The sequence below is a fragment of the Citrobacter amalonaticus genome (assembly GCF_037053465.1).
Lineage (GTDB): Bacteria > Pseudomonadota > Gammaproteobacteria > Enterobacterales > Enterobacteriaceae > Citrobacter_A > Citrobacter_A amalonaticus_H.
Genome location: NZ_JBALIF010000003.1, coordinates 263,504 through 285,461, shown reverse-complemented (window position 1 = coordinate 285,461; position 21,958 = coordinate 263,504). Strand labels below are relative to the sequence as shown.

Genomic DNA, 21,958 nt, shown 5'->3' with positions numbered 1-21,958 from the left:
CGGCATGACGATATCTTTATTCGTTTGAGTCTGGTGACTGAATTATGTGGAAAACACTTCATCAACTGGCGATGCCACCGCGGCTGTATCAGATCTGCGGCTGGTTTGTCCCGTGGCTGGCAATTGCCAGCGCAGTGGTGCTGGCTGCAGGCTGGATCTGGGGATTCGGATTTGCGCCCGCGGATTACCAGCAGGGAGAAAGCTATCGCATTATCTACCTGCATGTACCGGCGGCCATCTGGTCAATGGGGATTTACGCCTCCATGGCGGTAGCGGCGTTTATCGGCCTGGTCTGGCAGATGAAGATGGCGAACCTGGCGCTGGCGGCGATGGCCCCAATTGGCGCGGTGTTTACCTTTATCGCGTTGGTCACCGGTTCTGCGTGGGGTAAACCGATGTGGGGCACCTGGTGGGTATGGGACGCCCGACTCACTTCTGAACTGGTGCTGCTGTTCCTTTATGTCGGTGCTATCGCCCTGTGGCATGCCTTTGATGACCGCAAGATGGCAGGGCGCGCGGCCGGGATTCTGGTACTGATCGGCGTGGTGAATCTGCCGATTATTCACTACTCGGTGGAGTGGTGGAACACGCTGCATCAGGGATCGACGCGTATGCAACAGAGCATTGACCCGGCGATGCGCACGCCGCTGCGTCTGGCGATTATCGGCTACCTGTTGCTGTTTATCACACTGACGCTGATGCGCATGCGTAACCTGATTCTGATGATGGAAAAACGCCGCCCGTGGGTGAGTGAACTGATTTTAAAAAGAGGCCGCCAATGACCAGTGCATTTTCATCCTGGAGTGAATTTTTTGCGATGGGCGGTTACGCCTTTTACGTCTGGCTGGCCGTGGCGATGAGTGTTATCCCACTGGCGGTGCTGGTCATCCATACCGTGACGCAGCATGGCGCGATTTTGCGTGATGTCTCCCGCCAGCGCGCGCGTGAAGAGAGACTGCACGCGGCGCAGAATCAACAGGAGGCTGCATGAATATTCGACGCAGAAACCGTTTATGGATTGCCTGCGGGATACTGGCGGGGTTAGCGCTGACCATCACGCTGGTGCTGTACGCGCTGCGTGCCAACATCGATTTGTTCTATACGCCCGGTGAGATTCTGTATGGCAAGCGTGAAACGCAGCAAATGCCGGAGGTCGGTCAGCGTTTGCGCGTGGGCGGCATGGTGATGCCCGGTAGCGTGAAGCGCGACCCCAACTCACTGAAGGTAAATTTCAGCATTTATGACGCCGAGGGTGTGGTGGATGTGACTTATGAAGGCATTCTGCCGGATCTGTTCCGCGAAGGGCAGGGTGTGGTCGTCCAGGGGGAACTTGGCGAGAAGAATCACATTCAGGCCAAAGAGGTGCTCGCCAAACATGACGAGAACTATACGCCGCCAGAAGTGGAAAAAGCGATGCAGGAAAACCACCGCCGTCCGGAAAGCGTCTATAAGGATAAGAGATCATGATGCCTGAAATTGGCAATGCGCTGCTATGCCTGGCACTGGGCGCTGCGTTGTTGCTTTCCGTTTATCCGCTGTGGGGCGTGGGGCGTGGTGACGCGCGGATGATGGCGTCGGCCAGACCTTTTGCCTGGCTGCTGTTTATCCTCGTCATGGGGGCTTTTTTGGTACTGGTGAACGCCTTTGTGGTGAATGATTTCACCGTAGTGTATGTCGCCAGCAACTCCAACACACAACTGCCGGTCTGGTATCGCGTTGCCGCCACCTGGGGCGCGCATGAGGGTTCACTCTTGCTGTGGGTGCTGCTGATGAGCGGCTGGACCTTTGCCGTTGCGCTGTTCTCTCAGCGGATGCCGCTGGATATCGTTGCCCGTGTATTAGCGGTGATGGGAATGGTCAGCGTTGGCTTTCTGCTGTTCATTCTGTTTACGTCAAACCCCTTTGCCCGCACGCTGCCGGATTTCCCCATTGAGGGACGCGATCTCAATCCCCTGTTGCAGGATCCGGGACTGATTTTCCATCCGCCGTTGCTGTACATGGGCTATGTCGGTTTCTCTGTGGCCTTTGCTTTTGCTATTGCTGCGTTGATGAGCGGGCGTCTGGACAGTACCTTTGCGCGCTTCTCGCGCCCGTGGACCCTGGCGGCGTGGGTTTTTCTGACACTGGGTATCGTGCTGGGTTCAGCCTGGGCCTATTACGAACTCGGCTGGGGCGGCTGGTGGTTCTGGGATCCGGTCGAAAACGCTTCGTTTATGCCGTGGCTGGTGGGGACGGCGCTTATGCACTCGCTGGCGGTGACCGAACAGCGCGCCAGTTTCAAAGCGTGGACGCTGCTGCTGTCGATCTGTGCATTCTCACTCTGTCTGTTAGGGACCTTCCTGGTGCGTTCCGGCGTGCTGGTGTCAGTACATGCCTTTGCCTCGGATCCATCCCGTGGGATGTTTATTCTGGCCTTTATGGTGCTGGTGATTGGCGGTTCGCTCCTGCTGTTTGCCACGCGCGGGCATAAAGTGCGCTCCCGGGTGAACAATGCTCTTTGGTCGCGAGAATCGCTGCTGCTGGGGAATAACGTATTGCTGATTGCCGCCATGCTGGTGGTGTTGCTCGGCACGCTCCTGCCGCTGGTGCATAAGCAACTGGGGCTGGGCAGTATCTCAATTGGCGAGCCGTTTTTTAATACCATGTTCACCTGGCTGATGGCGCCATTCGCCCTGCTGCTGGGCATTGGCCCGCTGGTGCGATGGGGGCGCGATCGTCCACGCAAGCTGCAACGGCTGCTGCTTATCGCGCTGGTCACGACTTTTGCGCTTTCTCTGCTGCTGCCCTGGCTGTTGGAGAACAAGATTGTCGCCATGACGGTGGTCGGGCTGGCGATGGCCTGTTGGGTGTTTGTGCTGGCGATGGCTGAACTTGCACTACGTATTTCCCGTGGCGGCAAAATGACGCTCAGCTACTGGGGAATGGTGGCAGGGCACGTTGGCCTGGCGGTGACCATTGTTGGCATCGCCTTTAGCCAGAATTACAGCGTTGAGCGTGATGTCCGTATGAAGGCCGGTGACAGCGTTGATATTCATGAGTATCGCTTTACGTTTCGTGAAGTGAAAGATATTACCGGGCCGAACTATCGCGGCGGCGTGGCGATCATTGGCGTGACCCGTGACGGCAAAGCAGAAGCAACGCTGCATGCTGAAAAACGGTTCTACAGCAGCACCAGCTCGATGATGACGGAAGCCGCGATTGACGGCGGGATCACCCGCGATCTGTACGCCGCACTCGGCGAAGAGCTGGATAACGGGGCGTGGGCAGTGCGTCTGTACTACAAACCGTTTATTCGCTGGATCTGGGCGGGGGGAATGTTGATGGCGCTGGGTGGACTGTTTTGCCTGTTTGATCCGCGTTATCGCAGGCGCGTTCAACCGCAACAAACGGCACCGGAGGCGGTATGAAGCGCAACGTACTTTTGATTCCATTTGCGATTTTTCTGGTGATTGCAGCGTTGCTGTTGTGGCAACTGGCGCGTAATGCGGAAGGCGATACGCCAACCAATCTGGAGTCGGCGTTGATTGGTAAACCGGTGCCCACTTTCCGTCTTGAGTCACTGGAAAACCCCGGAAAACACTACGAGGCTGACGTATTAACTCAGGGGAAACCGGTTCTGCTCAACGTGTGGGCGACGTGGTGCCCAACCTGTCGGGCCGAACATCAGTACCTGAATCAGCTATCAGGGCAGGGGATCCGCGTGGTAGGCCTGAACTATAAAGACGATCGCCAAAAAGCGATTGTCTGGCTGAAAGAGTTAGGCAATCCCTACGTACTGAGCCTGTTCGACGGTGATGGCATGCTGGGGCTGGATCTGGGCGTATATGGCGCACCGGAAACGTTCCTGATTGACGGTAAAGGCATTATTCGCTATCGCCATGCCGGGGATCTGAACGCCCGCGTCTGGGAGAGTGAAATCAAACCGCTTTGGAAAAAATACAGCAAGGAGGCCGGCCAATGAGAATATTACTGGGTGTGCTGATGCTCCTGCTTTCCGCTAACGCACTGGCGACCATCGACGTCATGCAGTTTAAGGATGAAGACCAGGAGCAACAGTTTCGTCAGTTAACTGAACAACTGCGCTGCCCGAAATGCCAGAACAACAGCATTGCGGATTCCAATTCAATGATTGCGACCGACCTGCGCCAGAAAGTCTATGAACTGATGCAGGAAGGGAAAAGCCAGAAGGAAATTGTCGATTATATGGTGGCGCGCTATGGCAACTTCGTCACCTACGATCCGCCGCTAACGCCGCTGACGATTCTGCTGTGGGTTCTGCCAGTGGCGGCGATCGGCGCGGGTGGCTGGATTATCTTTGCCCGCTCGCGTCGTCGCGTGCGCCTTAAGCAGGAGTCATTCCCTGAAGATAACCCTGTACACAGTGGCAAACGCGCCGGAATGGCAGTGTATCTTCCGGGGATTGTGATTGCCCTGGTTGTTGGCGGGGTCAGCTATTACCAGACCGGTTCCTACAAGCAGGTGAAAATCTGGCAGCAGGCGACAGCGCAGACTCCGGCCTTGCTGGAGCGGGCGCTGGACCCGAAAGCACAGCCGCTGAATGAAGAGGAGATGATGCGCCTGGCGCTGGGGCTACGGACTCGCTTACAGGATGATGCGACCAACGTGGAAGGCTGGATCATGCTTGGACGAATCGGAATGGTGCTCGGTAACGCCAGTACCGCCACTGAAGCCTACGCCAATGCCTATCGACTGGACCCGAAAAACAGTGATGCGGCGCTGGGGTATGCTGAAGCGCTGACCCGTTCCTCTGATCCTGATGATAACCGTCGCGGAGGGGAGCTGCTGCGGCAACTGGTTCGTAGCGATCATGCCAACATACGCGTGTTGAGTATGTACGCGTTCAATGCCTTTGAGCAGGAACGTTTTGGCGAAGCGGTGGCTGCCTGGGAGATGATGTTGAAGATGTTGCCGGCGAACGATACCCGTCGCGCAATCATTGAGCGCAGTATCGCCCAGGCCATGCAGCAGTTAGCACCGAAGGCTGAGTAAACAACAGGCCGGATAAGGCGCGTGGCGTCGCTATCCGGCTACGTGGTTGCTGATTTACTGCAACCCGCGGGTTTGCAGGAACAAAATGGTAGCGGCAACACGCGAGCGCACGTTCAGTTTGCGTAGCAGATTGCGAATATGCACCTTCACCGTTTGCTCGGAAATGTTAAGCACAGAGGCAATCTGCTTGTTGGAAAGCCCCTGTGCCAGTTCGTGCAGAACGTCCAGCTCCCGTTCCGTCAGCATGCTGAACGGATCGTCTTCCTCGCCAAACATTTCACGTTCGCGCAGATACTCACTGACGCGTTCGCTGAACACCTTCCCGCCATTCGCACCGGTACGAATCGCGTCCAGCAGCACTTCCGGGTCACTGTCTTTCAGTAAATAACCGTCTGCACCGGCATCAATCAGGGCGTAGACATCGCTGGCGGAATCCGAAACGGTAAGAATGATAATCTGTGCGGTAACGCCATCACGCCGCAGTGCATTCAACGTGTCCAGCCCGCTCAGACCTTTCATATTCAGATCGAGCAGGATCAAATCCACATCGAGACGGTTCGCCAGGTCAATCGCGGTTGCGCCATCGCCCGCTTCGGCAACCACATGAAATGTGGGATCCAGTTCCAGCAACTGACGAATGCCGCGGCGCATAAGAGGGTGGTCGTCTACAACCAGCACCTGAAAAGGCGTTGTTTCAGGCATAGTTATCTCCCGGGACGTTATTAGTTTCATTATTGTTATTAGCGTATGAATCGTCCAGATTCATCGCGTCGATAAGAAAGGGAATATTACCCCAATTTGACTATGGGTAAGTAGTAAAACCTGTCGGGAGGAGATGCCTTTGAGACTGCTGACAAACGATGAAACGCCCGATGGCGCAAGCTTATCATCGGGCCTGGAAAGTACGATCTTATCCAGGCCCGATAAGGCATCAGCCGCCCTCCGGCAAGAGCTTCACAGGGAATCAGAGGCAGGATGCTTAGGGCAGTAACGTGATTGCCACGATTTTCTCTTCGGGTATCGCACTGTGATACCAGAATTCATCGTTGATCTGGGCTGATTTAAAGCGGTCAAGCGGAATGCGTTTTTCGTCATTCGCCGTTTTGACCTCAACAGTACCTGTCAACGGTACTTTGCTAACCAGCATCAAATCACCCTGCGGGTTAAAATGCGCCACCGCCCCGTTGCTGACATTTTGTTGTTCACCTGATACCAGGACGGAATAGTCAAAATTCACCTTTTTCTTCGCCACTGTACCGGCCCCAAAGTAACGGCCATAAATTTGCGGGTCATGGAAGAAGCCAAAATGACCGCCGCTATTTTGCATTTTCAGGAAATGAAAATCCGGTACGGTAAAATTATCGTGATGGCGGCTAAGCTGGGTCTTTACAATATTTACCCGTACCTGATCCTGCAGATAAACGCGTGTATAGGCTGCATACATCAGGGAAAAGGACCAGACAAATACTGCCGCCATCAGGCCGGTGATGGCATAAATACCGTACATGACACGCGTGGTTGATAACGTCACTAACTCGCGCAGAAGAAAAGAGATCGCCAGTAAAAAGAATAGAAACGTCGACATCATCACACGGTCAGGATAGGACGGAGAGGCAACCATAATGAAGGATGTTCCCAGACCAACCAGCAGCATTAAAACCACCATCAGCAGATTTCTGCTGTTCGGCTGGTTACCGTTTCGTTTAGCGATATACAGAAGTATTGCAAGCAGGGCCAGAACCACATACGAGATCCAGACCAGCGCAAGGTGGTTAAAGAAACGGTCACTCAGGTGGATAGTGAGTCGCTCGATGATCGATTTCTCATACCAGACGGCATGCGCGCCCTGGGCGCGAATAAAATTACCGGGTGAGAAGATAAGGACACTGGCGCCAACCAGCGTTGAGATGAAGTAGGCGACCTTGTTGCCGTAGAGGCGTTTTTGCTGCCATAAATCGTAAACCAGAGCCAGCAGCGCCAGACCCACGACAAAGGGGGCAACGCTCTCATTAGAACACCCGGCCAACACTCCGAGTAACAACATCCCCACCTGCGTGCGTTGTTCATTGTGCAATTGTATGCGGTAGAGATTCCAGATCCAGGCCGCGACGAACAGGTTCGTCCACAGATAGTTTGCGCTACCAACCACCCAGAAGACGGTTTGTCCAATGTTGGGGTTTGCAACCCAAAAGGTCAGGAAGACGAGGGTGAAAACCAATGAATCATGCTTTTTCCATTTCAGTGTGCCGGTAGGCGTTTTGGCAATGAAATAGCAGAAGGCAATAACGGCAAGACCGATCAGCGTCGAGATAACAAAGCGAGACTCCGTTGCCAATAAGAGCGCACTGGTATAGTCAGCCACAACACGCCCGCTCCAGGTCAGGTAATGATGAAGATGCGCGTCAAATGAGAGGCCAATCAGGGCATAACGGTAATCATCTGAATGAATTGGGGTGAACCACTCGAGAACAAATACCGCCAAAAAAGCGACGAAAACAATGCTCTTATCAACAAACTTAAACATCAGTTATCCTTTACAGAATCATGTTCCACAGTGCGTTTTTTTTTGAGGATATACCGTGGGCGTTTTTTTGTTTCAACATAGATTCGACCGATATACTCGCCAAGAACGCCAATCCCAATAAGCTGGATACCACCCAGAAACAGGATCGACACAATCAAAGACGCGTATCCGCGAACCGGATTTCCCCACAGAAGCGTATTAATCACCATTCCCGCGCCATAGGTAAAAGAGAGAAGCGCCACGGCCAGACCGATATAGGTCCAGATGCGCAGGGGAAACGTAGAAAAGGAGGTAATTCCCTCCAGCGCGAGATTCCATAGTTTCCAGCCGTTAAATTTACTGCTTCCCGCACTGCGAGTGGCACGGGCATAGTGAACAATTTCGGTCTTCCCGCCCACCCAGGATAAAATGCCTTTCATAAACAGATTTCGTTCTGGCATCTGCTTGATGTTATCCACTATTTCTCGGCTCATCAGGCGAAAGTCACCGACATTCTCTTCGATGTGCGGCGTACTGATTTTATTGTGCAATTTGTAGAACCATTCTGCAGTTTTACGCTTAAGTCGGCCATCGACAGCGCGGTCTGAACGTTTAGCCAGCACTATATCTGCACCTTCCTGCCATTTCTGGATAAGGTGAGGAATCACCTCAATAGGATCCTGGAGATCGACATCAATAGGAATGACCGCATCACCCGTGGCATGATCGAGCCCGGCAAACAGCGCGGGTTCTTTGCCAAAATTCCGGGTTAACGAGACCGCCACAACCAGTGGGTCGGCAACGGAGAGGGCATCAATGATAGATTCTGTAGCATCGGTACTGCCATCGTTGATAAACACAATTTCGATGTCATGCTCTTTCAGCGCATTGAACTCGCGTACGGTCTTATAAAAAATGCCGATGGTTTCTTCTTCATTGAAGACTGGAACGACAAGTGAAACTTTCATCGCGCCTCCTTGAATACAATGAACCGGGAATAGACAAATCCGCAGACGAGGCTAATGGCGGAGAAGGCAATCAGCGTAACCAGAGGGGGAAGTCCACACTGCTCCGCGGCCCAGCCTGTCAGAAGACTGAGTAATCCCATAAAACCGACATATAGCAAATAGCGGCGGGTGGTGGTTGTCTGTTTAAAGGTAAATCGCGCATTAGCAAAAAAAGAGAAACTGACGGCAACGCTGAAGCCCAGGAAGTTAGCCAGCGCCTGATGGCTCTGAAAACCATAGATGCAGATAGCGAATACTATCCAATGGATCAGTGTGTTTATGACACCAACAGAGGTGTATTTAATAAAGTGATGCCACATGAGTAATTAGGTCGGCTATGCAAAGCGGGAAGTGTAACATTATTCTGGTTTCATCCCGAATCGAATTCGAATCCTATTTTTGAAACAAAAGGGAACGTTCTGGGGAGTGACCCCAGCCCGATAGACGATCCTACCCTATAACTGGGCTGCCCCAACTTTTCTGGTCATCTCGGTCCTTATGCGCACGCAGGACGATCTGGACAACTTTTTTGGCCTGCCTGGGTGCTGACGCTGGAACCGAGGTTATCCTATTGCCCGAATCAGTACTCAAATGTGAATGCCGCCAGGTATTGTGGCGACGCTATTGCTATGTTTATGAGATCGCGTCTGTGACTTCCATAATCCGTTAAGCGGTCTCTTCCGGCTGCGAACAACATTTTATTCATACAGCTCCTGATGAGTTAAAGTGGCTACGTTTTTATCTATATGAGCTCGTGGTTAATCAGTAAACCCCGAGCCCATGTTATATATGAACTCTTTTTGATTAATGAAGGACTTTGTCCATCACTGAGTTTCTTTTTTAGCCTGCGAGATGCACATACACGCTTTCAATATGAACCGTCACGAATTTGCTAACATTATCAGTGCAAAATGCATTTAATTCATACTGTTGACCTGGTTCCATCAACGGACTTTCCCAGGCTGTATCGAGGTTAGAGAAAGGTTTAAGACTGATTGATTCAGAACTACCGGTTTTTCTCAGCGTGAAATAAACACTTGCATCACTGGTTACCTGACATAAAAATTTCTCTTTACTCCCATCAGGAGGAACAGATACATAAGAAAGAACGAGAGCGTCGTTAGTATAATCAAAATGGGTTTTGTACAGTTCAAATGTGACGTCAGTACTTAAAGTCGCGTTCATAATATACCTCATAGTTAAGAGTTGAATGAAAGGTCAAATTAACCTCTCAGAGCATTTATCTCATGAAGAAGGAGGCAGTATTGCCTCATTTGAAGGAAAAAAGTGTGTAATTAATAATTAATCTTCATGTCTGATTTAGGGTAAGTGTAGTGACACACTGAATTTGGCTGCCAGCGGAATTTTGAAGCCTATCCATTTCAATGTCATGTTCACTGCCTAATTATTCATCGATTCTGGACTGACCTTTTTGTCGTCTGCTTCATATTTTCTATTTGGAGTAAAGTGTCAACACTTTCCAAATATCTCGCTTAACGTTTCTCTCCCATTGGGTCAGGACTAATATTTACCGTTTCCCAAACGGAGCCTGACCAGGTCCATTTTGTCCAGTCTCAGTGCTATTTCTGGACAATCCTTTTCCTCTTTTAGCACAGAAGAAAGCCTGCAGTAGATATATAAGTAAACAGGCGCGGGGATGCTTATAGCTGTCCCGTAACGTTCAGGAATGCAGACAACTCATTGAATCGAATGATTTACGGCATGTTTCGATTTAATAAATTTTAAATCAAAATATAGGTGACAAAATGATGACAATGGTAACAAGTGCCCCGACAGTTTGGGCTAAATGTTATGAGAGAGTCAACTATGAAGGCGATCATGGTGATGTTGTGCTTCACGGCGATGTCCGGCAAATTTCAAATAATGATGGGACCTGGATAAAAAACTCACGTTCTAACGGAGTTAACGGTCTCTCAATGTTAACCATCACAGAAGTAGATATTAACAACCCGGCTTAAATTTATCGTTGTCATCTTGAAGATTACAGTGCTAACGAAATTCTCTTTCTGTAAGGAATATTCTATGTCAGACACCCTTTCAGCAGGCAGTAGCCTGATTTTTTATACCGGTAAAAATTATGCCGGTAACGCACAGCAGATCGCCCATGGCGTGACTGGCGAACTTGCTGGCAGCTCCGCTACCTGGGACTACCTGTCCGTTGCCCTGTCGGCTATGGACGCGTATGTGTTCAGCGCCGTCAATACTGCCGACACCTCCATGAACTATCTGGGCCATGTGGAGACAGTTATCAGCGTTAGTCAGGCTGATCTGACTCTGTTGTATCCTTCCTCTGACCAGTTTCCGCTGAACTATCTTGGCCTCGACCCGGCACAAGCCGCGGTAGTGTGGCTGGATGTGGACGCGACCCAGGCGGCCCCGAATGCCGTGGCGTCCACGGCGCTGGTGGGAGGGGGGAGCAGCAGCATTACCACCCTGAGCCTGCCGGGTCGCCCGGGGGCGCTGGGTTTTGTGGCGAAAACCGAGGGCAGCTCGGTGGTGGCCAGTTGTCGGTACGGGGATTACAACACGGCGAACGGCACGGTGACCTGGAGCGGCACCGGTACGCTGATACTGGAGTACACCGGCGGGATCGTCACGCTCATCAATGGCGGGGGCTTCCCGGCGGGGTGGACATTCAGCGCTCCGAAACTGCAGGGGGACGGCAGTTGGGCGGTGACGCTGAACGGCGGCGTTCCGGCATCGGACACCATCAGCAGCGTGACGGCGAACCCGGGCAGCATCGTGGACGATGGCGTGAGTAGCTCAGTCATTACGGCGACGGTGCTTAACGGCAGCGGCCAGCCAGCCAGTGGCGTAACCGTCACCTGGAGCACCAGCCTCGGGGCAGTGGCGCCGGCATCGTCGGTGACGGACACGAACGGTCTTGCCACAACGACCCTGACGGATAGCGGCGCACCGGGAACGGCCACGGTCACTGCCTCCATTACCGGCAGCAGTAAATCCGTTGATGTGTCAGTGAGTGCTGGTAGCTCCGGGCATATTAAGGTGATGGGTGCCCGTAAAAGCCAGTCCTACTTTTATCATCGTGCCACTCCTGACAGTCTGGTAGCGCTGGATACCGTAACCCTGCAACCTGTTGAATGTCACTGGCGATATGATGGTGAAGTAAAAACTCATAGGGGAAGTCGTTTCACTGATTTTTCACCACAGAAGTTGCTGACTGTAACTCCCGTGAATGGCGGAATTTCACGCGTGCTGAACGTCAGTAATATTGTCGGCAATGGTGCAGATGACCAGACAGCGTCTTCATTTGCGGCCATGACAAATGGCGGGCTGGCTACTTCCTGGGGTTATGCGGGAACAGGCGGGATACCGCCAATTTCATTGCAAAATCATAATCTCAGGATGATGGCAACCCGTATTGACGCAATGCTGGCGCTAAACGATAGCGGACAAATTTTTGAATGGGGTGGCTCAATGTATGGAAATACTATTCCCCCGGAAATCGAAAGTCTCAGTGATATTACGTACATTGAGGGTGGAGAATATCACTTTACAGCGCTTCGGAGCACTGGTCAGGTAGTCGCGTGGGGAAATAATGGAAGCGAGACACTCCCCCCCGAGATTCAGTCATTAACGGATCTTGTTCAGACAATCAGCAACGAGGGTGCTACAGCAGCTCTGAGAGCCAATGGGCAGATCGTTGCCTGGGGAAATAGTGGAAGTGGGGGCGTGGTCCCGGACTATATTGCGGCACTGGGCGATATTGTGTCCGTTGTAGCCGGTACGCGGAGTTTTGCTGCACTTCGGGCTGGGGGCCAGGTGGTTGCTTGGGGGAGTGCCGATGAAGGCGGTTTGGTTCCTGCTCAAATCGCGGCATTGAATGATATCGTTCATGTTACCGCCGGAGACTATGTCTATACTGCACTTCGCGCTGGCGGCCAGATTGTAGCCTGGGGGGATGGTGGATCAGGGGGCTCGGTGCCTGCGGATATTTCGGCACTGACGGACATCGTCAGCTCCTGTGCAAACTGGGTCTCCTGTGCAGCCCTGCGTGCCAATGGACAGGTGGTAGCATGGGGAGACAGCAGCGGTGGCGGTACTGTCCCGGCAGATGTTGCCGCACTTACCGATATCGTGGCCCTGACCGAGTCAGAACGGGCTTATGCTGCTCTTCGCAGTAATGGCGAAGTCGTTGCGTGGGGAGATATAGCCTACGGGGGGCGTATTCCAGCCGATACGGCGGCACTACTCACCGGGGTTGTAGCCGTTTATAGTGCCTATCAGGCTTTCTGCGCCCTGAAGGATAATGACACTGTTATTGTCTGGGGGAGCGGGCAGGCGGGAGATATGAACGAAATACCTTTGAACCTGCAGGGGGCCATCACCTATTCTTATGAACTTAAGTAATGTCTGAAACGGTCAGATCTCAATATAAGTGTCATTCCTGTGCCATCAGGTAATAATCTTATATATTCGCCAATGTGGTGTTCGCCGACACACTCGGTGGACTCCATCATCGAACAAGCCGCAACTGACGATATGACTGGCGCATCCTGATTTTACGTCAATAAAAAACCAGCCTTAATAGGCTGGTTCTTAAGGGGAATTTTGGTCGGCACGAGAGGATTTGAACCTCCGACCCCCGACACCCCATGACGGTTTAACTAGTTATATTTCAAGGGGTTAGCCATTACTAGGAGTGTTTATAATGGCTACAATTCGTCAATTACCGTCTGGTAAATTCAATGTGCAAGTGCGCGTGAAGGGATTCCCTCAAAAGACGATAACCCGTGAAACTCGTGCTGAATGCGAGCAAGCAGCTAACGAATATTTAGCGGGGCTTCAACCTGCAACTACCCACACTGTAGAAAAGCTAACTGATCCTTACATGGCTGAAATCATGATCAGGAACGGTAAGAAAAGAGGCGGCTATATCGCTACTTACCATCGCTTGATTGTGATTGCTCGTGTGCTCAAGGAGAAGCCTTTAGAAGCCCTCACAAAAGAGGATGTGATAGCGTACAGGCAGGAGCGATTAAAGGCCGTGAGCGGCTCTACAGTGCGCCTAGAGTTGCAATTACTTTCACGTTTGCTTAGATGGGCCAATGATGAAAAAGGGGTTGAATGCACTGATGTAGTGAAGGGCGTAAAACTGCCTGAACCCGGTAAACCACGGGAGGCAATCGTAGAACCTCTGCAACTTCAAATGATTCTCAGCTTTGCCAGTGAAAAGAGTAAACCGATCATTGAACTGGCTTATGAAACGGCAATGAGAAGAAACGAGATCTTAGCTATCACCCCTGCAATGGTGGATCTGAATAAGCGCATTATTAGACTTAGTGACGATATGACCAAGAACGGGGAAGGGCGTAACGTTCCATTGACTACAAAAGCATGTGAAATGCTACGTGATCTTTGTGACGGCAGAGACAAACACGCAAAACTATTCACCCTTACGCCTTATGCGGTCACACAGGCTTTCAGAAGGGCAGCACGGCTAGCAAAAGTCTATAACGTATGTTTCCATAGCCTCAGACATTCAGCCATCACAAGAGCCGCTGAAAAGGGATTAAGCACGGTGCAATTAATGGCGGTGAGTGGTCACAAAACTATTACTATGCTTTCTCGTTATTCCCACATCAAAGCAGAAAGCGTAGCGCACTTGCTTGATTAAATATAAAGACAATGGCCCCTTGATAGGGGCTATTCTCCCTCGTTCTACTCTATAGTGATTCCCTTCTCTTTCAGATAGGACGTGATCAGATCGTCTACTACATCCGTCATTTTCCTACCTTCACCAGCACACACCATTTTAAAGGCTCTATGCTTTTCCTCAGTTGTGTAAACTTGAATCCTTACGGTCTTGATCACTTCTTTTTCATTCTCTTTATTCATGCCTACAACCTCGAAAAATAGCTATAACTACAAATAGTTTAGGCTCTTTAGAGTTAAAAAACAAGTGGTTATAACTGATTTGAATCACGTTAATAGGGTTGATCTCGCCTTAAAGTGCCTAGCACTGGCATAGCCTAACGGCTCAATGCCTAAGCATGGAGAGGTGTTAACCCTCACAGGCCCATTGATAAACACGGAAAAAGAAAAGGTCAAAGGCCGAAGGGCTTAATATTACTCACGGGTTATTATCAATCAGTAATTCCTTATCCAATTGGCGGAACGCCAGAGGGCGCGGGAAGCCTGAACAGGCTATCAGACTCAAAGTGATCGTTTATATCTGGATAAAGACAGATATAAATATTATATAAGTGGTTGTCTTAGCCTGTTAGTAAGTGTGGGCCTTTGCATTACTTAGCCTGATCATTATTAACAATTGCAACTAATAAAGGGGAAGCCATGCACATTATCAAAGTGTGTACGGATGATGTAATTTATTGATATGTAAGCAATTACCACAGACTAAGACAGACTATTACGGGCAGGTCACACCCCGCCAAGCCAAAGGCTACGGCTGAAAGCCGTCTTATGGTCTACGACCATTGACCAGACCTAACGGTCTACCCCCTCCCCTGATACCCTGCCCCCCTCAAGAAATCAGCCTTTTTTCTGGATAAAATTACAGAAAAACCCATTTTTATTTTTTTCTTTATAATTGATCCCCCACAGAAAATTTTTATTTTTCAATCATTTAAAGACAACCACTTAATTTATGATGATAAAATTTAACTCTAAAACTCTTTGTCTCTTAGCCCTCAAGGGCTTACCATGTTTTTTTAGAGATTTGACTCTAAAAACATTGACTCTATGACCCCGCACACTGGATAATGCATAGAGTTAATGATCATTGACTCTTTAGAGATAAATCTCTTGTCGGAGGCTTCGCCTCCTTAGAGTCTTGCTTATAGGGGTTATCATGATTGCCGTGTTAGGTTGGTTTCTCTTTATTGTCGTGTGCTTTGGTTTTGGTCAGGGTGGGGATCACACCGCCTTAGACAGTAAGCCGGAACGTAGCGATCAGCTACTCGAATCATCACCCCGCACACAAGCAAAGGGGCGCACACAAGCTAAACCCCCGCACCCGTGGCAGGTATGGTTATCAGAAAATCAGAGTGATGTATTTGTTCTCAGTGTTGCTTTTATTGCTGTAGTAATCGGTCTGGTTAGTTGTTATCCGTGACCCCGTAGGGGTTAGGTCTAGCCGTATGCCGTAGGCATGGTAAAAGCTACGCTTTGTGGCTAGTGATTCTTCACACGGTCTATCTTTTTTCAGCGCACTAATTAATTAGCGCCCTAACGGGCGTGTCTAGCCTTTTGTTAGGACAAAAATTAAGCTAACCAGGAATATTCCTAAACAAAAGTTTGATCTAAATCAAATGCTGAAATGATTCAGCAAGCGATTATTTAGTTATGTAAAAGAAGGTAAATAATCATGAGCCTTTCGGAAATACTTTAGCCCGGCTTGTTTTTTATCTAATTGATTTTAATAAATTTATTTAATGGTGCTTAAAATGAAACGTTCAATTATTGCTTTGTTTGTAATTTCTTTTGCTTCTTTGGCTAATGCCGCTCCAGCTACCTACGATCAAACGTGGGGCGATTCTGTAGATTCTCAAATCACAGATAACCGTGTTGAAAATCACGCTTTAGCAGCACAGGTAGCCGCTAACCAGCAGGACACAGCGCGGGAATTGCAGACAACTAACGATTATGTAGCTCAGGTGCAGCAGCAGAGCAACGATCACGACATTCAACAGGATAACCGCTTAACCGTGCTGGAGTCTCAGCCAGCGCCTAAAGATGGTAAAGACGGCATAGACGGAAAAGACGGGCGCAACGGCATAGACGGGGCGCAGGGGGCCAAAGGTGACACAGGCGCAACGGGTGCGCAGGGTGTAGCAGGTAGTGCGGGGCGTGATGGTCTGGACGGTAAGAACGGTTTAGACGGAGTTACAACCACGATCACGCGCTCCACCGTAGACACACAAACCCGGCAGCAGTTTAAAGACTTTGAAACGCAAACTAACAAACGTTTCTCAGACTTGAGCAAGACCGTTAACGAGAATAAGAAACAAGCCTCAGCGGGTACAAGTGCGGCTATGGCTATGGCTTCTATTCCGGGTGTAGCTGGAGATCAGCGCGTAGCAATCGGGGCCGGGGTTGGTGGTTATGATGGTGAGAACGCTTTAAGCGTAGGGGCTTCGGTTCGATTGGCTTCCCGTGTGCAGGTAAAAGCAGCAGTTTCTAGCGATAGCGCGTCTAACTTTGGTTATGGTGCTGGCGTGTCTATCGGGTGGTAATTAATCCTTTTAACGTTAATTAGGTAATAGCATGAATAAAATCACGTTGGCAGTAATCGTAGCGCTTTTTGCGGCTCCTTTCGTAGTACCAGAGGCCCACGCCATTAACGCCCATTACCGCGATCAGCTTATCCGCTCCGGGTGTACTCAGGTTACAGAGGCTAACGGCACTTGCGACATACACAAGACTAAGGCGCAGAATGAAGCCCGTTTTGCTACTGATCCAGCAGTCAAAGAACGCCGGGAAATTCAAGCCTTTATTAATGATTCTTTGTTAGGCTCAAGCATTCAGGATGCTAACAGCGCCTTAGAGAATTACGGCTTTCATCCGGTAGACGCTGGGATCTTTGGCAAGGGTGCTTATCGAATCCATTTAGGCTACGCACACGATCAAGTAGTAACGGCGGTTCTTAAATAATAGATTGGTTTTACCTTATCGAATATGGCCCGGTTTACTTTAGTTTGTTTTGTGCCGGGGGGTAGTGGTTACTGATCTCTTTAATGTTGGCTAACAGTTATGGATTCCGGGATCTCTACCAAATAAGCCGGAAAGCATTCAGGGAATTACGGGAGTTAAGCAGGTTGTAAATAATAAGATAACCATTTATGTATAGCCTGATACTCAAGCGGGAGCCGGATCAAATGGCCCCGCTTTTTTATTGCTCTATATTCTACCCTCGAAAGGAGGCAAAGCCTCCGACAGAACCTAAAGGATCAACGCAAGGAGGCCCGGAGGTGTTAGTTAAAAACGAACATAGCCACCCCTCCGAGGTGGTGGATCACACTTACCACGGCAGACCTTGTAAGCGGTGCGGGGGAACCCTCAGAGATTCCAGATCATGCGCCTGTATGATTTGTAAGAACAATAAACACAAAGAAAAAAGATCCCCTGTAGAAACCCACAACGGCACACCTTGCCGGAAATGTGGCGAAACACTCCGCTATGTTAGTGATCGAAATTGCGTAGCCTGTAATCGTACTCCTGAAAGTAATGCTAAGGTTTCAGCGGCATTAACAGGGATTAAACGATCTGATGAATTTAAGGAGAAATGCCGGGTAAGAGCTAAAGAACAAATGAGCGATCCGGTAATGCTGGAGAACATCCGACAGAAGCTAAAAGCCATTACCCTAACTTGTCCTCATTGTGGGAAAACTGGCGGCACTGGCTTGTATACATGGCATTTTGACTACTGCAAACAGAACCCGAATAGAAAGCAAAAAGAGCAATCAATTTGCCCTCATTGTAAAACTATGGGTAATGGTGGAGCTTTCAAGCGCTGGCATTTCGACAACTGCAAAGAGATTAAAGATCGCCCATTAAAGCCACGTACATTTAAGCCTTGCCCTCATTGTGGTTTTATCGGTTCAGGTGGAAACATGCACCGCAACCACTATAACAACTGCAAGCACAAGCCAAACAATCAAGAGTAAATGCAAACCACTGTATAAATATACAAATAGTGCATATAAAAGTTAAGGGGATGTGATCAAAAAAGATCCGTCCCTTTTTCTTTTTGCCTTTCACAGTGTCGAGGCTCGATAGAGCCGATATGAGCGCTTTAGCGCGAATGCCTTTGACCTTTCGGCACGTAGCGCAGCCTGGTAGCAAAGCGAACTTGTTCGCGTCTTAGGCTTTGCCTTGCACGTCATGGTGGCGTCAGGGCTTAAGAAATATTTGTGACGAAGATCACACTATGGGAAATATCAACGTGAGGGATAACGTTACTAGGGAACATGGGAGCGGGCATTGTGTATACACAAAAACACTAGTAGAATAGGGGTTCAACCATCACGGCTAAACCCCTGATCTATAGCGTTAATTTGGTCGGCACGAGAGGATTTGAACCTCCGACCCCCGACACCCCATGACGGTGCGCTACCAGGCTGCGCTACGTGCCGACTCGTGGGAGCTAATACTACCGCTTTCCACACCGAATGCAAGGGGACGTCTGGCTAACTGATTAATTATGAATCAGTTAGCGATAAAACGTTTCTCATCGGTCAATACCTGCAACAACAGACTCAGTTGTGGCTTCTGATCTTTTATCTTTTCACCACGTAAATCGTAAGTCTGGTATTTACCATTATTGTTCAGCACCAGCGTCATCTCAGGCGTGGTGATAGCCAGTGTATTGTTGTCCGCCGCGGTTACCCAGTAGTGGCGACGATTGGCATTGAACAGATCCTGCCCCTGAGAATATTCGTTGGCAGGCGTGCTCACATGGAGCAGACGCTGCATCAGGGTAGTCATCACATCGGTATGATCGGTCAGACTGTTGATGCGCTGCGCAGGCGTGCCAGGCCAATGAATAATGAGCGGAACCTGCAAATGTCCGCGTGACCAGGCGAAGTTTCTCTCTTCGTCGCTCAGCGGTATACCGCGCCCGGCGGTGATAATGACCACCGTATTATCCAGTTTTCCGGATTCACGCAGTGCGCCGATAACTCGGTTTATCTGCGTATCAACATCACCCGCTGCACGGGCGTAGCGGCGGATAAAGTTTTTCTGGTTGCTGTTGCCAACGTTAGTGCCATTAAACGATACCCATGAGAACCAGCGGTTGTCTTCCTGCGCATACCGGCCCAGCCAGTTAATCCACTGACTGGCTGTCTGCTCATCAGACTGAGTTTGCACACTTGGCATCGAGAAATCAGACAGCAGCGCCTGACGGTACAACGGACTGGTGAAACCATCGGAGGAGAAGAGCCCCAGTTGATAGCCTTGCTGGTTCAGCGCCGAAATAAGCGCAGCCGGTGTTCTGCTGGACAAAATGCCGTCCATATAGCTTGGTGATACGCCATAGAACAAGCCAAAAATGCCGTTATCAGTGGTGTTACCCGAACTCATGTGGCGCGTGAAAGCAATGTTCTGCTCAGCGAACCCAGCGAGGGCAGGCATCTGCTCTTCATAGCGCGAATAGTTAAGGCCATCGATGGTGATAAGCAGGACGTTTTGCCCGGTGCCCATATCACGATAGCGGAGGTCACTAAGCGGATACTGCACCGAGACCGCTTCCGGACTCCCCTGTTCAACCAGGCGACGCTGATACTCCTGCGCATCCAACAGACCGTGTTTTTCAAGAAAACGGCGCGCTGTCATCGGATAGGAAAGCGGCAGGTTAGCGCGCTGCATGGTAATTGGGCGATAGAAATTGGCATCTGCCCAGATATAGACCAAATGCGAGGCGATAAACGAAACAAAGAAGAAAGCCGCCAGCGGCTTGGCGAAATGGCGACGGCGCGTCAGGCTACGCAGCTTTTGCCAGCTCCAGGTGGCAAACAGCATCTCGATAAGCAGAATCACCGGCACGCTGATAAACATCAACTGCCAGTCGCGCGCCATTTCGTTCTGGTCAGGGTTGATAACCAGTTCCCAGACAATGGGGTTTAAATGCAGATGGAAACGCGTGAATACTTCGCTGTCGATCAGCAAAAGCGTCATCCCGGCGGTCGCCAGAATAGCTGACAAGAATCGCATCAACCTCTGGGACATGACGATGAATGTCAGCGGGAAGAGAATCAGCAGATAGGTGGCGAACACCACAAAACTAAAGTGACCAACGATACTTACATAAGAGTAAACGCGACCGGCCAGCGTTGTCGGCCAGTCAGCGACAAACAGGTAACGGCTGCCGAGCACGATGGCCAGCAGAATGTTGAACAGTGCAAACCAATGCCCCCAGCTAACCATCTGAGAGACTTTTTCACGGTAGCGCTGACGATGAGTTACCATAACGTGTCGTTCGTTTCCCCGAAGTCGGCTTTTAGTGCGCTTTGTCGTCGTTAACTGAAGACTGCAATGCGCGGGCAAAAGAGTTCGCAATCGCCTGGCGCTGAGCCGGGGCAATGCTGGTATTGATAAGGTTAGTGACCATGTTTCCCAGCACCATCAGGGAAAGGTCAGTGGGTGCCTTATGTTTTTCCAGTACGTTGAGCATCTCGGTGAGCAGTTGTTCAACGTGTTCGTCACTATAGCGGGAGATTTGTGGCATAAATCGAAATCAGTTTATTCATGAAAGGGCAACATATTACCGTAGCAGCAGTTTTTTTTCCGCTTTTTTATCCGCAAATAATTCGCGTTACGCAACGCCTGCCAAACGATGCTGGATCTTCTGTTGCGTCGGCTCGCAGGTGGTGGTTGAATACCGCCCGGTCTTTAAGGAGAGTTTATCATGAGTCTGGATATCAACCAGATTGCCCTGCACCAGCTTATCAAGCGCGAAGAACAAAACCTTGAGCTGGTCCTGCGCGATTCATTGCTGGAACCGACAAACACCGTTGTGGAGATGATGGCTGAATTGCATCGTGTCTACAGTGCGAAAAATAAAGCGTATGGCCTGTTCAACGAAGAGAGTGAGCTGGCGCAAGCGCTACGCTTACAGCGCCAGGGTGAAGACGATTTTCTTGCCTTTAGCCGTGCGGCAACCGGACGTTTACGCGACGAGTTAGCAAAATACCCCTTCGCAGATGGCGGCATTGTGCTGTTTTGCCATTATCGCTACCTGGCGGTTGAGTATCTGCTGGTGGCGGTGCTGAACAATTTAAGCAGCATGCGCGTCAATGAAAATCTGGATATCAACCCGACGCACTATCTCGATATTAACCATGCGGATATCGTCGCGCGCATTGATTTGACCGAGTGGGAAACGAACCCGGAATCTACGCGCTATCTGACCTTCCTGAAAGGGCGGGTGGGGCGCAAAGTCGCTGACTTCTTTATGGATTTTCTGGGCGCCAGCGAAGGTCTCAACGCTAAAGCGCAGAACCGTGGACTGCTTCAGGCTGTCGATGATTTCACGGCAGAGGCGCAGCTTGATAAGGCTGAACGCCAGAATGTGCGTCAGCAGGTTTACAGCTACTGCAATGAACAACTGCAGGCCGGAGAAGAGATTGAGCTTGAGTCGCTGTCCAAAGAGCTTTCTGGTGTAAGTGAAGTGAGCTTCAGCGAATTTACCGCAGACAAAGGTTATGCGCTGGAAGAGAGCTTCCCGGCAGATCGCAGTACGCTGCGTCAACTGACCAAATATGCCGGAAGCGGCGGCGGACTCACCATTAACTTCGACGCGATGCTGTTGGGCGAGCGCATTTTCTGGGATCCGGCAACCGATACGCTGACCATCAAAGGAACGCCGCCGAACCTGCGCGATCAGCTTCAGCGTCGCACGTCGGGCGGGAGCTAACCCAGACGCTGATAAGCGTAG

General features: G+C 50.5%; 21 protein-coding genes and 1 tRNA gene. 13 read left to right on the top strand and 9 right to left on the bottom strand.

The genetic code is table 11. From position 1 onward, the window contains the following. The first annotated feature begins 44 nt into the window (after window positions 1-44). The 6 genes from WB371_RS06880 to WB371_RS06855 are packed head-to-tail and all read left to right on the top strand — an operon-like array spanning window position 45 to window position 5,010. Complete coding sequence (locus WB371_RS06880) at window positions 45-782, top strand: heme ABC transporter permease (RefSeq protein WP_336219345.1); 738 nt, start codon at window positions 45-47, stop codon at window positions 780-782. Beyond that, window positions 779-991 carry a heme exporter protein CcmD gene (ccmD, locus tag WB371_RS06875; RefSeq protein WP_336219344.1) on the top strand — a complete coding sequence of 71 codons (213 nt, stop codon included), beginning with the start codon at window positions 779-781 and terminating at the stop codon, window positions 989-991. The genes WB371_RS06880 and ccmD overlap by 4 nt, the downstream gene beginning before the upstream one ends. After that, a complete protein-coding gene (ccmE, locus tag WB371_RS06870) occupies window positions 988-1,467 on the top strand; it encodes a cytochrome c maturation protein CcmE (protein WP_336219343.1) in 480 nt (159 codons plus the stop codon). The genes ccmD and ccmE overlap by 4 nt, the downstream gene beginning before the upstream one ends. Further along, window positions 1,464-3,407: a heme lyase CcmF/NrfE family subunit gene (locus WB371_RS06865; RefSeq protein WP_336219342.1), complete on the top strand. Its 1,944-nt coding sequence runs from the start codon at window positions 1,464-1,466 to the stop codon at window positions 3,405-3,407. Before ccmE ends, WB371_RS06865 begins: the two co-directional genes overlap by 4 nt. Continuing rightward, window positions 3,404-3,961 (top strand): thiol:disulfide interchange protein DsbE, encoded by a 558-nt coding sequence (gene dsbE / locus WB371_RS06860; RefSeq protein WP_336219341.1) that lies wholly within the window; start codon window positions 3,404-3,406, stop codon window positions 3,959-3,961. Before WB371_RS06865 ends, dsbE begins: the two co-directional genes overlap by 4 nt. Further along, window positions 3,958-5,010, top strand: coding sequence for a cytochrome c-type biogenesis protein CcmH (locus tag WB371_RS06855; protein ID WP_336219340.1), 1,053 nt, complete (start codon window positions 3,958-3,960; stop codon window positions 5,008-5,010). The genes dsbE and WB371_RS06855 overlap by 4 nt, the downstream gene beginning before the upstream one ends. A 54-nt stretch (window positions 5,011-5,064) precedes the next feature. Here WB371_RS06855 and narP read toward each other — a convergent pair whose 3' ends face one another. From narP to WB371_RS06830, 5 genes are all read right to left on the bottom strand, one after another. After that, a complete protein-coding gene (gene narP / locus WB371_RS06850) occupies window positions 5,065-5,712 on the bottom strand; it encodes a nitrate/nitrite response regulator protein NarP (protein WP_336219339.1) in 648 nt (215 codons plus the stop codon). A gap of 277 nt (window positions 5,713-5,989) precedes the next feature. Further along, window positions 5,990-7,534 carry a DUF6056 family protein gene (locus WB371_RS06845; protein WP_336219338.1) on the bottom strand — a complete coding sequence of 515 codons (1,545 nt, stop codon included), beginning with the start codon at window positions 7,532-7,534 and terminating at the stop codon, window positions 5,990-5,992. Then, on the bottom strand, window positions 7,534-8,481 hold the full coding sequence (locus WB371_RS06840; protein ID WP_336219337.1) for a glycosyltransferase family 2 protein: 948 nt from the start codon (window positions 8,479-8,481) through the stop codon (window positions 7,534-7,536). Before WB371_RS06840 ends, WB371_RS06845 begins: the two co-directional genes overlap by 1 nt. Next, window positions 8,478-8,840 carry a GtrA family protein gene (locus tag WB371_RS06835; RefSeq protein ID WP_336219336.1) on the bottom strand — a complete coding sequence of 121 codons (363 nt, stop codon included), beginning with the start codon at window positions 8,838-8,840 and terminating at the stop codon, window positions 8,478-8,480. Before WB371_RS06835 ends, WB371_RS06840 begins: the two co-directional genes overlap by 4 nt. Before the next feature lie 520 nt (window positions 8,841-9,360). Continuing rightward, window positions 9,361-9,705, bottom strand: a complete 345-nt coding sequence (locus tag WB371_RS06830) for a hypothetical protein (protein ID WP_336219335.1) — start codon at window positions 9,703-9,705, stop codon at window positions 9,361-9,363. Window positions 9,706-10,563: 858 nt separating this feature from the next. On the opposite strand from WB371_RS06830, the gene WB371_RS06825 reads away from it, so the two are divergent. Beyond that, window positions 10,564-12,912 (top strand): Ig-like domain-containing protein, encoded by a 2,349-nt coding sequence (locus WB371_RS06825; protein WP_336219334.1) that lies wholly within the window; start codon window positions 10,564-10,566, stop codon window positions 12,910-12,912. A 301-nt stretch (window positions 12,913-13,213) separates the two neighbouring features. After that, a complete protein-coding gene (locus WB371_RS06820) occupies window positions 13,214-14,179 on the top strand; it encodes a site-specific integrase (RefSeq protein ID WP_336219333.1) in 966 nt (321 codons plus the stop codon). 44 nt (window positions 14,180-14,223) lie between these two features. Here the strand turns inward: WB371_RS06820 and WB371_RS06815 are convergent, their stop codons facing one another. Then, a complete protein-coding gene (locus WB371_RS06815; protein ID WP_336219332.1) occupies window positions 14,224-14,400 on the bottom strand; it encodes a plasmid partition protein ParG in 177 nt (58 codons plus the stop codon). A gap of 973 nt (window positions 14,401-15,373) precedes the next feature. On the opposite strand from WB371_RS06815, the gene WB371_RS06810 reads away from it, so the two are divergent. The 4 genes from WB371_RS06810 to WB371_RS06795 all read left to right on the top strand — a co-directional run bounded on the left by WB371_RS06810 (window position 15,374) and on the right by WB371_RS06795 (window position 18,188). Continuing rightward, window positions 15,374-15,637 (top strand): hypothetical protein, encoded by a 264-nt coding sequence (locus WB371_RS06810; RefSeq protein ID WP_336219331.1) that lies wholly within the window; start codon window positions 15,374-15,376, stop codon window positions 15,635-15,637. A gap of 331 nt (window positions 15,638-15,968) precedes the next feature. Continuing rightward, window positions 15,969-16,757, top strand: coding sequence for a YadA-like family protein (locus WB371_RS06805; protein ID WP_336219330.1), 789 nt, complete (start codon window positions 15,969-15,971; stop codon window positions 16,755-16,757). Window positions 16,758-16,788: 31 nt separating this feature from the next. Next, entirely contained in the window at window positions 16,789-17,175 is a 387-nt protein-coding gene (locus tag WB371_RS06800; protein WP_336219329.1) for a hypothetical protein, read from the top strand. A 431-nt stretch (window positions 17,176-17,606) separates the two neighbouring features. Further along, window positions 17,607-18,188: a hypothetical protein gene (locus WB371_RS06795; RefSeq protein WP_336219328.1), complete on the top strand. Its 582-nt coding sequence runs from the start codon at window positions 17,607-17,609 to the stop codon at window positions 18,186-18,188. 391 nt (window positions 18,189-18,579) lie between these two features. On the opposite strand, the gene WB371_RS06790 is transcribed toward WB371_RS06795, so the two are convergent. The 3 genes from WB371_RS06790 to WB371_RS06780 all read right to left on the bottom strand — a co-directional run bounded on the left by WB371_RS06790 (window position 18,580) and on the right by WB371_RS06780 (window position 20,749). Further along, window positions 18,580-18,656: transfer RNA gene (locus tag WB371_RS06790), tRNA-Pro, on the bottom strand. Window positions 18,657-18,729: 73 nt separating this feature from the next. Continuing rightward, the gene (gene yejM, locus WB371_RS06785) at window positions 18,730-20,490 is read right to left on the bottom strand and encodes an LPS biosynthesis-modulating metalloenzyme YejM (RefSeq protein ID WP_336219327.1); all 1,761 of its coding nucleotides are present in this window, start codon (window positions 20,488-20,490) and stop codon (window positions 18,730-18,732) included. 31 nt (window positions 20,491-20,521) lie between these two features. After that, on the bottom strand, window positions 20,522-20,749 hold the full coding sequence (locus WB371_RS06780) for a YejL family protein (protein ID WP_042317936.1): 228 nt from the start codon (window positions 20,747-20,749) through the stop codon (window positions 20,522-20,524). Between the two features lie 180 nt (window positions 20,750-20,929). Here WB371_RS06780 and yejK point away from each other — a divergent pair, with 180 nt between their 5' ends. Next, on the top strand, window positions 20,930-21,937 hold the full coding sequence (gene yejK / locus WB371_RS06775; protein ID WP_336219326.1) for a nucleoid-associated protein YejK: 1,008 nt from the start codon (window positions 20,930-20,932) through the stop codon (window positions 21,935-21,937). The last annotated feature ends 21 nt before the right edge of the window (window positions 21,938-21,958 follow it).